This is a genomic window from Bradyrhizobium sp. P5_C11_2 (genome assembly GCF_054049755.1).
This window is the reverse complement of record NZ_JBFULT010000245.1, coordinates 10,869-23,763: the sequence shown is the minus strand read 5'-3', so window position 1 is coordinate 23,763 and position 12,895 is coordinate 10,869. Positions and strand designations below refer to the sequence as shown.

General features: G+C 64.8%; 12 protein-coding genes. 7 read left to right on the top strand and 5 right to left on the bottom strand.

The window, feature by feature from the left end; genetic code table 11:
• The first annotated feature begins 25 nt into the window (after positions 1-25).
• The 3 genes from ACXJL8_RS22040 to yghU all read left to right on the top strand — a co-directional run bounded on the left by ACXJL8_RS22040 (position 26) and on the right by yghU (position 4,506).
• Positions 26-1,684, top strand: a complete 1,659-nt coding sequence (locus tag ACXJL8_RS22040) for a flavin-containing monooxygenase (protein ID WP_456619227.1) — start codon at positions 26-28, stop codon at positions 1,682-1,684.
• Positions 1,685-1,851: 167 nt separating this feature from the next.
• A complete protein-coding gene (locus ACXJL8_RS22035; protein ID WP_456685572.1) occupies positions 1,852-3,528 on the top strand; it encodes a methyl-accepting chemotaxis protein in 1,677 nt (558 codons plus the stop codon).
• Between the two features lie 102 nt (positions 3,529-3,630).
• Positions 3,631-4,506 carry a glutathione-dependent disulfide-bond oxidoreductase gene (gene yghU / locus ACXJL8_RS22030; RefSeq protein ID WP_456619225.1) on the top strand — a complete coding sequence of 292 codons (876 nt, stop codon included), beginning with the start codon at positions 3,631-3,633 and terminating at the stop codon, positions 4,504-4,506.
• Positions 4,507-4,587: 81 nt separating this feature from the next.
• On the opposite strand, the gene ACXJL8_RS22025 is transcribed toward yghU, so the two are convergent.
• The 4 genes from ACXJL8_RS22025 to ACXJL8_RS22010 all read right to left on the bottom strand — a co-directional run bounded on the left by ACXJL8_RS22025 (position 4,588) and on the right by ACXJL8_RS22010 (position 8,241).
• On the bottom strand, positions 4,588-5,205 hold the full coding sequence (locus ACXJL8_RS22025) for a flavin reductase family protein (protein ID WP_456619224.1): 618 nt from the start codon (positions 5,203-5,205) through the stop codon (positions 4,588-4,590).
• Between the two features lie 170 nt (positions 5,206-5,375).
• Positions 5,376-6,650 (bottom strand): acyl-CoA dehydrogenase family protein, encoded by a 1,275-nt coding sequence (locus tag ACXJL8_RS22020; RefSeq protein ID WP_456619223.1) that lies wholly within the window; start codon positions 6,648-6,650, stop codon positions 5,376-5,378.
• Positions 6,651-6,965: 315 nt separating this feature from the next.
• A complete protein-coding gene (locus ACXJL8_RS22015) occupies positions 6,966-7,346 on the bottom strand; it encodes a VOC family protein (protein WP_456685571.1) in 381 nt (126 codons plus the stop codon).
• Between the two features lie 115 nt (positions 7,347-7,461).
• Positions 7,462-8,241: an SDR family NAD(P)-dependent oxidoreductase gene (locus ACXJL8_RS22010; protein WP_456685570.1), complete on the bottom strand. Its 780-nt coding sequence runs from the start codon at positions 8,239-8,241 to the stop codon at positions 7,462-7,464.
• Positions 8,242-8,409: 168 nt separating this feature from the next.
• Between ACXJL8_RS22010 and ACXJL8_RS22005 the strand changes: the two genes are divergently transcribed.
• Genes ACXJL8_RS22005 through ACXJL8_RS21995 form a run of 3 tightly spaced genes read left to right on the top strand, consistent with a single transcriptional unit; the run spans position 8,410 to position 10,625 of the window.
• Positions 8,410-9,198, top strand: a complete 789-nt coding sequence (locus ACXJL8_RS22005) for an enoyl-CoA hydratase/isomerase (protein ID WP_456619220.1) — start codon at positions 8,410-8,412, stop codon at positions 9,196-9,198.
• Positions 9,195-10,181, top strand: a complete 987-nt coding sequence (locus tag ACXJL8_RS22000; RefSeq protein WP_456619219.1) for a phosphotransferase family protein — start codon at positions 9,195-9,197, stop codon at positions 10,179-10,181. Before ACXJL8_RS22005 ends, ACXJL8_RS22000 begins: the two co-directional genes overlap by 4 nt.
• Positions 10,182-10,184: 3 nt before the next feature.
• The gene (locus ACXJL8_RS21995; protein WP_456685569.1) at positions 10,185-10,625 is read left to right on the top strand and encodes a DUF6285 domain-containing protein; all 441 of its coding nucleotides are present in this window, start codon (positions 10,185-10,187) and stop codon (positions 10,623-10,625) included.
• Here the strand turns inward: ACXJL8_RS21995 and ACXJL8_RS21990 are convergent.
• Positions 10,565-11,344, bottom strand: a complete 780-nt coding sequence (locus tag ACXJL8_RS21990; protein WP_456619217.1) for an enoyl-CoA hydratase-related protein — start codon at positions 11,342-11,344, stop codon at positions 10,565-10,567. The genes ACXJL8_RS21995 and ACXJL8_RS21990 overlap by 61 nt on opposite strands.
• Before the next feature lie 212 nt (positions 11,345-11,556).
• On the opposite strand from ACXJL8_RS21990, the gene ACXJL8_RS21985 reads away from it, so the two are divergent.
• Complete coding sequence (locus tag ACXJL8_RS21985; RefSeq protein ID WP_456685568.1) at positions 11,557-12,831, top strand: acyl-CoA dehydrogenase family protein; 1,275 nt, start codon at positions 11,557-11,559, stop codon at positions 12,829-12,831.
• Positions 12,832-12,895: the final 64 nt, after the last annotated feature.

Sequence of the window (12,895 nt, the reverse complement as noted above, 5' to 3'; positions counted from 1 at the left end):
GAAAACGACCAGGGAGTGTCAACCGATGTCGCCAGCGCAATCGAGCCCGGGTCAAACCGCGGAAGCCTGTGACGTGGTCGTCGTCGGCGCGGGCTTTGCCGGCATGTACATGCTGCATCGCCTGCGCGGGCTCGGTTTCTCGGCGCGCGTCTATGAGCAGGGCAGTGGCGTCGGCGGCACCTGGTACTGGAATCGCTATCCCGGCGCGCGCTGCGACGTCGAGAGCATGCAGTACTCCTACTCGTTCTCGGAAGAGCTCCAGCAGGAATGGGACTGGAGCGAGCGCTACGCGCCGCAAGCAGAGATCTTGAAATACGCCAACCACGTCGCCGACCGTTTCGATCTGCGCCGCGACATCCGGTTCGACACCCGCGTCGAGCGCGCCGCGTTCGACGAACGCACCAACACCTGGTCGGTGACGACCTCCGACGGCAAGACAGTCGAAGCCAAATTCGTCGTGCTCGCCACCGGCTGCCTGTCGAACGCGCGCAAGCTCGACATCAGGGGTCTCGAGAATTTCGAAGGCCCTGTCTACCACACCGGCAACTGGCCGCATGAGCCGGTCGACTTCACGGGCCTGCGCGTTGGCCTGATCGGCACCGGATCGTCCGGCATCCAGTCGGCGCCCATCATTGCCGAGCAGGCAAAGCATCTCACCGTCTTCCAGCGCACCGCGAACTTTTCGGTCCCCGCCCGCAATGCCGTGCTGACCGAGGAGGAGCGCGAGGCGTTCCGCAAGAACTATCCGGAAGTCCGGCGCTTCGCCCGCGAAGTCGCGCGCAACGGCATCTATGCCGAGCCGCCCGATCGCGGCGCGCTCGACGATGGCGACGACATCAGGCATGGCAAATATTCGGCGCGCTGGGAGCGCGGCGGTCTCACCTTCATGTATGTCTACAACAATCTCGGTCTCGACCGCACCGCGAACGACACCGCGGCAAACTTCGTGCGCGGCAAGATCGCCGAGATCGTCAAAAACCCTGATACCGCAAAGCTGCTCCAGCCGGACAGCCATCCGATCGGCACCAAGCGCATCTGCATCGACACCGATTACTTCGCGACCTTCAACCGGCCGAATGTCTCATTGGTCGATATCAAGACCAATCCGATCGAGGAGATCACTGCGAACGCCGTGCGTGTCGCAGGCACCGATCACGAGGTCGACGCGCTGGTGCTGGCGACGGGCTTCGACGCCATGACCGGATCGGTCGCCAGGATCGACATTCGCGGCCGCAACGGGCAGACGCTGAACCAGAAATGGGCCGAAGGCCCCAAGACCTATCTCGGCCTGATGAGCGCCGGCTTTCCCAACCTCTTCATCATCACCGGGCCCGGCAGCCCGTCGGTGCTGTCGAACATGATCGTGTCGATCGAGCAGCATGTCGACTGGATCGCCGATGGCCTCGCCCATATGCGCAAGCACGGGCTTGCGACGATGGAGGCGGGCCGCGAGGCCGAGGAGAAATGGGTTGCCCATGTCAACGAGGTCGCCCACGGCACGCTCTATCCGCAGGCCAATTCCTGGTACATGGGTGCCAACATCCCCGGCAAGCCGCGCATCTTCATGCCGTATATCGGCGGCGTCGGCGTCTATCGGCGGATTTGCGACGAGGTTGCGGCGAAGGGATACGAGGGGTTCGTGATGGAAGCCGTAACGCAGCCGCGCAGGATGGTGACGCGCTAGCTCGCCGGCGCGGCCGACCCCAGTCCGGAAACATCCGGAAACAATCCGGTGTGCGGGCGCTCAACATTTCGGCGTATCGATCCGGCGAACTGTAATTGTTCGGTAAGCCACCTCCACTACAACGAACGCGCGCAGGCGCGGAATGACTATCTGGAATGGAGAGTGCGATGGCTTGGTTCAACAACATGTCTGTTGGGCGCAAGCTGCTGCTCACATTTTCGGCGGTCGTGCTGCTGGTGGTCGTGCTCGGCGGCTTCGCGCTGAAATCGCTGTCCGACCTGCACGGCGCGGCGCGCGAACTGTCCGGCAACTGGCTTCCGAGCGTCGACAAGGCGAGGGGCCTGCAATACCAGATCGCCCGTATCAGGACCAACCAGCTCTCCGTGCTGATGGCCAAGGAGGGCGATCGCGAGGAGATCCGCCAGACCCTGCGCAAGATCGAGCAGGCCGTGACCGACAGCCTCAAATCCTACGAGGCGTTCGTCACCTCGCCGGAGGAGCAGGCGGCGCTGAAGCGCCTAAGCGGGCACTACGCCACCTTCCTGGAGTCGGACAAGGCTCTGGACATGCTGGGCAGCAATCCCGAGGGTGCCCGCGAAAGCTTCTTCGCGGGCAGAAACCAGTTTCGTGAGCTGCTCGAGGACGCCGACAAGCTGGTGAAGGTCAACACCGACGGCGCCGGCCGTTCCGTCGCCACGGCGGAATGGACCTACGACAACGCCCGCGCTGTCATCGGGGTCGTGCTGCTGGTCACGATGGCACTCGCGGCCGCGGCCGGCTTCGTGCTGCGTTCGGCCATCGGCAAGCCGCTGCTCGCGCTGGACAAGGCGATGGGGCGGCTCGCCCAGAACGACACCACGACCGAGGTGCCGGCCACGGCGCGGCGCGACGAGGTCGGCGCCATGGCCCGCGCGGTGCTTGTCTTCAAGGAGGGCATGATCGCCGCCGATCAGATGCGCGCGCGTCAGGAAGAGGAGCGGCAGGCGAAGGAGCGGCATGCCGCCTACATCATGGGGCTGGCGCAGGCGTTCGACGCGGCGGCAAGCTCCGCCATCGGCGGTGTGGCCGATGCCGCGGGCCGCATGCAGGCAACCGCAGGCGGCCTGTCGTCGACCGTCGGCCAGACCGGCGAGCAGGCCATGACGGTGGCTGCGGCCGCGCAGCAGGCCTCGGCCAACGTGCAGACGGTTGCCTCCGCCGCCGAGGAGCTGACGTCCTCGATCCACGAGATTTCCCGGCAGGTTGCGCTCGCCTCGCAGGTCAGCCACAAGGCAGTGGATCAGGCCAACCGCACCAACGATATCGTCGGCGGCCTGCAGCAGGCGGCGCGCCGCATCGGCGAGGTCATCGACCTGATCAACCAGATCGCCAGCCAGACCAACCTGCTCGCGCTGAATGCGACCATCGAGGCCGCGCGGGCCGGCGAWGCCGGCCGTGGCTTTGCCGTCGTCGCCAATGAGGTCAAGAGCCTGGCGGCCCAGACCTCGCGGGCGACCGACGAGATCGGCCAGCAGATCGCTTCGGTGCAGCAGGCGACCGCGCAGGCGGTCGACGCGATCACCGCGATCGGCAGCACCATCCAGGAGATCAGCCAGATCTCCACCACGGTCGCCTCCGCGGTGGAAGAGCAGGGCGCGGCAACGCAGGCCATCGCCCGCAGCGCCGAGCAGGCCTCCGCCGGCACCGGCACGGTGACCCGGAACATCGAAGGGGTGAGCCAGTCGGCGCGATCCGGCGGCGGCGCCGCGCAGGAGATGCTGTCCGCGGCCACGTCGCTGTCGCGCGAGGCCGATCAGATGCGCTCGCTGGTCCAGGACTTCCTCGGCAAGGTCAAGGCTGCATGACAATGGCCTGAGGCCCGCGCCGGACGCAGAGCCGGCAGGGCTTGTCATCGGCCATTCCCGGGCTAATTAATGCAGGCGCATCTTTCCGCCGGAGCCCCCCGCATGACCGACGCCCCCACCTACGTGCCGCCCAAAGTCTGGACCTGGAACAAGGAGAATGGCGGGCAGTTCGCCAGCATCAACCGCCCGATCGCCGGCCCCACCCACGACAAGGAGCTGCCGGTCGGCAAGCATCCCTTCCAGCTCTATTCGCTGGCGACGCCGAACGGGGTGAAGGTCACGGTGATGCTGGAGGAGCTTCTGGCGCTCGGCCACAAGGGTGCCGAATACGACGCCTGGCTGATCAGGATCGGCAACGGCGACCAGTTCGGCAGCGGTTTTGTCGACATCAACCCCAACTCGAAAATCCCGGCCCTGATGGACCGCTCCGGCCCCGAGCCGATCCGGGTGTTCGAATCCGGCTCGATCCTGTTCTACCTTGCCGAGAAGTTCGGCGCCTTCCTGCCGAAGGACATCAAGACCCGCACCGAAGCCATGTCCTGGCTGTTCTGGCAGATGGGCAGCGCGCCCTATCTCGGTGGCGGCTTCGGCCATTTCTACGCCTATGCGCCGAGCAAGATCGAATACGCCATCGACCGCTTCGCGATGGAGACCAAGCGCCAGCTCGACGTGCTCGACCGGCGGCTCGCCGACAACGAATATCTCGCCGGCAGCGAGTACAGCATCGCCGACATCGCGGTGTGGCCCTGGTACGGCGCGCTCGCCAAGGGGCTGGTCTATGGCGCCGGCGAATTTTTGTCGGTGCAGGACTACAAGAACGTGCAGCGCTGGACCGACCAGATCGCCAAGCGTCCCGCCGTCAAGCGCGGCCGCATGGTCAACCGCGTTTCCGGCGATCCCGCCAGCCAGCTCCATGAGCGCCACGACGCCAGCGATTTCGAGACAAGGACGCAGGACAAGCTCGCACCTGCGACGTAGGTGCGTAGGGTGGATTAGCCGAAGGCGTAATCCACCATCTCGTTGCAAGAATTCGGCGGATTACGCTTGCGCTAATCCGCCCTACGATTTCTTCGCTCCCCCCGCCGCCGGAAACACCACACGATCGTCGGTGCGGCAGTATCGGTCGGCGAACATGCGGCCGATCGGGTGATAGCGGTCCATATGCACCCGCATCGCCTTGGGGTCCCACAGCTCATCGCGGATGTAGAAGTGGATGCCYTCGCCCATGATGAGCTGGCGGTCGCCGTTGACGTCGATCGTCTTCCAGGTCCTGCACTCCATCGCCCAGGGCGTGTCGGCAAGCCGCGGCACGGCGACCATCTTCGACGGCGCGAGCCTCAAGCCGAGATAGCCGGGCTCGCCGATCTCGGGCGGAAAGTCGCCGCTGCTCTCGTGCATCGCGCGCGCCAGCGGCTCGTCGGCGATGTTGACCACGAATTCGCCGGTCCGCTGGATGTTTGCGAGCGTGTCCTTCTCCTCGCCGTTCGGCTTCCGGTTCACTGCGATCATGCACAGCGGCGGATCCTCGCAGAACACGTTGAAGAAGCTGAACGGCGCCGCGTTGACCACCCCGCTCGGGCCGACCGACGTCACCCACGCGATCGGCCGTGGCAGCACGAACGATGTCAGCACCTTGTAGCGCTCGCGCGGCGTCAGCTCGCTGGCGGTGTAGTCCATGGATGCTCCGTTGCTTTCTTCGCCTCTCCCCGCCTGCGGGGAGAGGCCGACGCGCGGAACGCGCGGCGGGTGAGGGGGACTCTCCGCGAGTCCACTGTCACCGTCCTTGTGGAGACTCCCCCTCACCCTGACCCTCTCCCCGCAAGCGGGAAGAGGGGAAACAGAAGAAGTCACGCCATGCTCAGCTCGTGCCGCCCGACCACCATCCAGTGCACCTCGTCCGGACCGTCCGCAAAGCGCAAATGTCGCACGTCCTGATACATCTCCGCGAGCGGGGTCCAGTGCGAGATGCCGGTGGCGCCGTGCATCTGGATCGCCTGGTCGATGATCTTGCAGGCGCGCTCGGGCACCATGGCCTTGACCATGGAGACCCAGACCCGGGCCTCCTTGTTGCCGAGCACGTCCATCGCCTTGGCGGCCTTCAGCACCATCAGCCGCATCGCCTCGATCTCGCAGCGCGCTTGCGCGATGATCTGCATGTTGCCGCCAAGATGAGCGATCTTCTTGCCGAAGGCTTCGCGGGTCAGCCCACGCTGCACCATCAGATCGAGCGCCTTCTCGGCCTTGCCGATGGTGCGCATGCAGTGATGGATGCGGCCGGGGCCGAGGCGGAGCTGCGAGATCTCGAAGCCGCGGCCCTCGCCCAGCAGGATGTTCTCCTTCGGCACCCGCACATTGTTGAAGCGCATGTGCATGTGGCCGCGCGGCGCGTGGTCCTGGCCGAACACGTACATGGGTCCGAGCACCTCGACGCCGGGCGTGTCGCGCGGCACCAGGATCTGCGACTGCTGCTTGCTCGGCGCCGCGTCCGGATTGGTCTTCACCATCACGATGAGGATCTTGCAGCGGGGATCGCCAAGGCCGGAGATGTAGTACTTCTCGCCGTTGATGACCCATTCGTCGCCGACGAGTTTTGCCGAGGTCGAGATGTTCTTGGCGTCGGACGAGGCGACGTTCGGCTCGGTCATGACATAGGCCGAGCGGATTTCGCCGTTGAGCAGCGGCTTCAGCCACTTCTCCTTCTGCTCCTTGGTGCCGACGCGCTCCAGCACCTCCATGTTGCCGGTATCGGGCGCCGAGCAGTTCATGCTCTCGGAGGCGAGCGGGCTCTTGCCGAGCTCGGAGGCGATATAGGCGTAGTCGAGGTTCTTCAGGCCCTGGCCGGTCTCGTCATCGGGCAGGAAGAAGTTCCAGAGGCCTTCCTGCTTGGCCTTGTTCTTGGCCTTCTCCAGCACCTCGAGTTGCTTCGGGGTAAAGCTCCAGCGGTCTTCCTTGCTCTCGCCGGCCTTGGCGAACTCGATCGACATCGGCTCGACGGTGTCGCGGATGAACTTCTTGACGTGATCGTAGAGCGGCCGGACCTGGTCCGACATGCGCAGGTCATTGAGCTCGTCGCCGGGATTGAGGGTATAGTTGGTGGTGCGGGGAATGTAGGTGTGTTTCATTGTTCCTCCCGTTTCATTTGATGCGTGCTGGCGGCGAGAATAGTCGCAGCGCGACCAAAGCGCGAGCGCGCATTTTTTCAGGCGAGCCATGCCATGCGATGGAATATCGCGAGAGCGTTTGAAATGTTGTTTGAACGGTGCCGAAGGTTCGGTGTGCCCGCGCGGCAATCTCCGCTGTCATCGCCCGCCTTGTGCGCACTTGCGCACTGGGGCGGGCGATCCAGTACTCCGTGACGGATGTGATTGAATCGAGAAGCCGCGGCGTACTGGATGCCCCGGTCAAGCCGGGGCATGACGCCGGTGGTTGCGGCTAGATCACGCCGCCATCCGATGCATCGCGCAGATCTTGTTGCCGTCGAGGTCGCGCAAATAAGCGATATAGAGCTTATTCCCCGCGCCCTCGCGGATGCCGGGCGGATTCTCGATCGGCGTTCCGCCGGCGGCGACACCGGCGGCGTGCCACTTGTCGACCTGCTCAGGCGAGTTGGCGGCGAAGCCGATGGTGCCGCCATTCGCGCATGTTGCCGGCTCGCCGTTGATCGGCTTCGTCACCGAGAACACGCCGGTCTTGGTGATGTAGAAGATGCGGTGGCCGTCGACCCTGGCCGGCCGCACCTCGAGCGTGCCGAGCAGCTGGTCGTAGAACGCCTTGGCCTTGTCGAGGTCGTTGGTGYCGATCATGATGTGTGAAAACATTTGCCCTTGCCCTCAGAGTTTGTAGCCCGGATGGAGCGTCGCGAAATCCGGGGTCTTTGCCTCAAGTTACGCCGGTCCCGGATTACGCTTCGCTCCATCCGGGCTACGTAAGAAATCAGAACGCGGTATAGCCGCCGTCGATCACGAACGTATCCGCCGTGTGATAGGACGACGCCTTGCTCATCAGGTACACCGCGATGCCGCCGAAATCACCGGCTTCGCCGAAACGCCGCATCGGTATCCGCGGCATCACATTGGCGACGAATTTGTCGTTGGCCATGAGGCCGGCGGTCATGTCGCTCTTGATCCAGCCGGGCAGGATGGCGTTGGCGGTGACGCCGTGGCGCGCCAGCTCGACGCCGAGCGCGCGCACCAGCGCGTTGATCGCGGCCTTGGTCGCGGCATAATGCTCGTTGCGCGCGGTGCCGAAGATCGAGGCGAGGCTCGAGGTCGCGACCAGCCGGCCGAAGGGATCGCCGGCATTGGCGCGGTCGGTCATGTGCCTGGCCGCGGCCTGGAACGCGTGAAACACGCCGTCGAGATTGGTCGCAAACATCAAACGCCATTCCTCTTCGGTGCGTTCGATGAATGAGCGCCGGCCGCCGCCGCCGATGCCGGCATTGGCAAAGCAGCCGTCGACGCGGCCGAACATGTCGAGCGTTGCCTTCATCGCGGCGTCGACCGAAGCCGGATCGGTGACGTCGCWGATTCGGGTATCGACCTTGCCGGAGAGGCCMGCCATGCTCGCGGCAGCAGCCTTGTTCTTGTCAGGATTGCGGCCCCAGATCGAGACGTTGCAGCCCTGGCCGGCGAGCGCCTGCGCGATGCCGAGCCCGATACCGCCATTGCCGCCGGTGATCACGGCGACGCGGCCCGAGAGGTCGAAGAGGTTCATGGCGCGTTTCCCGTTTATTGGCATGAGGCGCATCAGCCGCTGCGCGCAAGATTGCTTGCTATGCTGCGATCACCATGGACAAGACCGCGCCAAAAATCAAATATGCGCCCCGGCAAAAACCAATTCCGGTCTGCGAAACTGAGGCCGGCCGCAACCGACGAGGAAACCATGCAGTTCAAACACGTCACGCTCGATTTCGATGGTTCGGTCGCGATCCTCAAGCTCGACCATCAGGAGGTGATGAACGCGGTCTCCATGGACATGCTGGGCGGCCTGGCTGACGCGCTCGATGCGATCGAGGAGAAGAAGGACGAGGTGCGCTGCGTCGTGCTGACAGGCGCGGGCCGCGCGTTCTGCACCGGCGCGAATCTGCAGGGCCGCAACAATCAGTCGAAGAAGACCAAGGCCGGCCTGACGCTCGAGACCGGCTTTCATCCTTTCCTGCGCCGCATCCGCAATCTGCACTGCCCGATCGTCACCGCGGTCAACGGCCCCGCCGCGGGCGCGGGCATGAGCTTCGCGCTACTCGGCGACATGATTTTATGCGCGCGATCCTCTTACTTTCTCCAGGCCTTCCGCCGCATCGGCCTCGTGCCGGATTGCGGCTCGACCTGGCTCTTGCCGCGCCTCGTCGGCCGGGCACGCTCGCTCGAATTGTCGTTGATGGGCGAGCGCCTGCCGGCCGAGAAGGCCCTGGAATGGGGCCTCGTCAACCGCGTCTACGATGACGGCTTGCTGATGGAGGAGGCGATGAAGCTTGCGCGTGATCTCGCGAGCGGCCCGACGGTGGCGCTGTCGCTGATCCGCAAGCTCTACTGGGACAGTACCGAAAACTCGTTCGAGGACCAACTCAATCTCGAGTTCCAGAGCCAGCTCCGTGCCGGCGATACGCAGGATTTTCGCGAGGGGGTCGGTGCGTTCCTCGAGAAGCGGCCGGCGCAGTTCAAGGGCAAATGATCGAGGCGGAGCTTTCGCGCAGCGTCGTACGCTGGTGCCCGGGAGCGACCGGCGCGACCGGCGCCGCAAAGCTGTCGGGCGGCGCCAGTCAGGAAACCTGGCGATTCGACATCGTGCACCCCGACGGGCCGATCGGCGCGATCCTGCGCCGTTCGCCCAAGGGCTATGGCGCAGCGCCGACGCGCGCGGCGGGCCTCGACGCCGAAGCGCAATTGATGCAGCTTGCCTATGAGGCCGGCGTACCGTCGCCGCGCGTCATGCATGTGCTGACGGCTGACGAGGATCTTGGCACCGGCTTCATCATGCAGCGGGTGGAAGGCGAGACCATCGCCCGCAAGATTCTTCGCGATGACGCGTTCGCGGCGGCGCGGCCGCTTCTCGCGCGGCAGATCGGCGGCGTGCTGGCCGGCCTGCACAGGCTGCCGCTGGCGAAACTGCCCGAGCTTCGCCGCATGACCGCGACGAAGGAGATCGGCGAATTCGAGCGCGACTATCGCAGCCTGAACTGGCCCAAGCCGGTGTTCGAGCTGGCGCTGCGCTGGCTGCGCGACCATGATCCTGGCCCATCCGCCGAGGAAACGCTGGTGCATGGCGATTTCCGCAACGGCAATCTCATCATCGGTGCCGATGGCGTGCGCGCGGTGCTTGACTGGGAGCTCGCCCATCTCGGCGACCCCATGGAGGATCTCGGCTGGGTCTGCGTCAACTCCTGGCGGTTCGGCGAGATCGACAAGCCCGTCGGCGGTTTTGGCTCGCGCGAGGAGTTGTTCGCCGGTTACGAAGCGGCAGGCCGAAAAGTCGATCCCGCGCGCGTCAAATTCTGGGAAGTAATGGGCACGCTACGCTGGGGCATCATGTGCGGCGGCATGATGCAGCGCTTTCGCGAGGGCCCGGATCATTCCATGGAGCGCGCCATGATCGGCCGCCGCGCTTCCGAAACCGAGATCGATCTGCTGCGGCTGCTCGCGCCGCGGGGGAGGTGACACATGCAGGACGAACCGACACCAACCGAGCTGACCAAATCGGTCGCCGATTTCCTCCGCAATGACATCGCGCCGCTGATCTCTGGCCACCAGGCCTTCAAGCTCCGCGTCGCCATCAATATGCTCGACCTGGTGACGCGGCAGTTGACGCTGGAGGAGGGGAGCGATGCCAAGGAGGTCGAGAGGCTGCGCGCGCTGCTTGGGATCGACGGCTCGGTGACGGAGCCCATACCGCGTGATCTATCAATCGTGCGAAGTCGTCGTTCCGAACGACGAGTCTTCGCMAAACGTCTCCCTGTGGCTATGGGTCCCGGCCTTCGCCGGGACGACTCGAGGAAAGAGTCGTTGCGCACAACACGTCGCGGTGCGCTGCGGAGACAGCCCTACTTCCCCAGCCATTTCGGCGGCCGCTTCTCGGAAAACGCCTTCGGGCCCTCGACGTAGTCCTGCGAGGCCACCATCGCCTTCACCGCCGGATATTCCCGCTGCTCCTCGATCGCCTGCTCCAGCGAGACGGCAAGGCCCTTCTGGATGGTCTGCTTCGACGCCCGGATCGACATCGGCGAGTTCTTGGTGATCAGCTCCGCCCAGCGTAGCGCCGCCGTCAGCGCCTCGCCCTGCGGCACCACCTCGTTGACGAAGCCGAGCTCGAGCCCCTCCTTGGCGCTGACATGGCGCGCGGTGAGGATCATGCCCATGGCGCGCTTGAGCCCGATCTGCCGCGGCAGCCGGTGCAGGCCGCCGGCGAGCGCGGCGAGCCCGACGCGCGGCTCGGGCAGGGCGAAGGTGGCGTTTTCCGAGGCGATGATCAGGTCGCAGGCGAGCGCGATCTCGAAACCACCGCCCATCGCGACGCCGTTCACGGCGGCGATGATCGGCTTGTCGCAGTCGAATCGCGAGGTGAGGCCGGCAAAGCCGCCCTTGTCCCAGCCGCGCTTTCCCCCCGCCGCCTGCCACTTCAGATCGTTGCCGGCGCAGAACGCCTTGTCGCCGCTACCTGTGACGATCGCGATCCACTGCTCGGGGTCGGCGGAGAAATCGTCAAACACCTTGTTGAGCTCGAAATGCGCGTCGGTGTGYAGCGCGTTGTAGACCTCGGGCCGTGACAGCGTGACGATGGTGATCGGCCCCTTGCGTTCGACCTTTGAGAATTTCAGCTCCATTGCGCGCTCCCGCATTTTCTCGTGAAGGAATATTGCTGTCATACTAGCGCGCGCAAGCGCTGGAGCACCATCGAATTGCGCGGGCGCGCCTTGCGCAGCCGGCACGCCTCGGCTTGCTTGACTTGCGCGCGCTCTTCTCACCTTAATCGCGCGAAGCAAGAAGCGCGGTTAGCGCCTTAACGCAAAACGAAAAATCAGTCCGGGAGAGAGCCGTGGATTTCTCATTGCCTGCCGATCTCGTCGCCTATCTCGGAGAGCTCGACCGTTTCATCGAACGCGAGATCAAGCCGCTGGAGGCGGTCGACGACAACATCCGCTTCTTCGATCATCGCCGCGAATGGGCGCGCACCGATTTCGAGAACGGCGGCCTGCCGCGTCACGAGTGGGAGGGCCTGCTGCGCAAGGCCAAGGATCTCGCGGACGCCGCCGGTCACCTCCGCTTTCCGGTGCCGAAACAATATGGCGGCAAGGACGGCTCCAATCTCTGGATGGCGGTGATCCGTGAGCATTTTGCCGCCAAGGGCCTTGGCCTGCACAACGACCTCCAGAACGAGCATTCCATTGTCGGCAATTTCCCGGTCGTCACCATGCTCGACCGCTACGGCCGCGACGACCAGAAGGCGATGATCGACGGCTCGATCAAGGGCAAATACCGCATCACCTTTGGTTTGACCGAGCCGAACCACGGCTCGGACGCCACCCACATGGAGACGCGCGCGGTGCCGGCGACCCGCGACAACGTCAAGGGCTGGATCATCAACGGCGAGAAGATGTGGACGACGGGTATGCACGTCGCCACGCATTGCGCACTGTTCGCGCGCACCTCGGGCAACGACGGCGATGCGCGCGGCATCACCTGCTTCCTGGTGCCGGCCAAGAGCCACGGCGTCAAGGTCGAGGAGTACATGTGGACCTTCAACATGCCGACCGATCACCCGCGCGTCAGTTTCACCGACGTATTCGTGCCTGAGGATGCGCTGTTCGGCGAAGTCGGCCGCGGCCTGTCGCTGGCACAGTGTTTTGTCCACCAGAACCGCATCCGCCAGGCGGCGAGCTCGCTCGGTGCCGCCGTCTATTGCATCAACGAGAGCGTCAAATATGCGCGGGAGCGAAAGCCGTTCGGCAAGGCGCTTGCCGAGAACCAGGCGATCCAGTTCCCGCTGGTCGAGCTTGCGACCCAGGCCGAGATGCTGCGCCTGTTGATCCGCAAGACCGCCTGGGAGATGGACAAGCTCACCGAGGAGCAGATCGAGCGCACGCTCTCCGACCGCGTCTCGATGTGCAACTACTGGGCAAACCGCCTCTGCTGCGAATCCGCCGACCGCGCCATGCAGGTCCACGGCGGCATGGGCTACTCACGCCACAAGCCGTTCGAGCATATCTACCGGCATCATCGGAGGTATCGCATCACGGAGGGCAGTGAGGAGATCCAGATGCGGAAAGTGGCGGGGTTTTTGTTCGGGTATATGGGGCCGGGGAAGCATTAGCCGTTACGCGATATCTTTCCGCGAGTCGTCCCGGCGAAGGCCGGGACCCATAACCACGAAACGC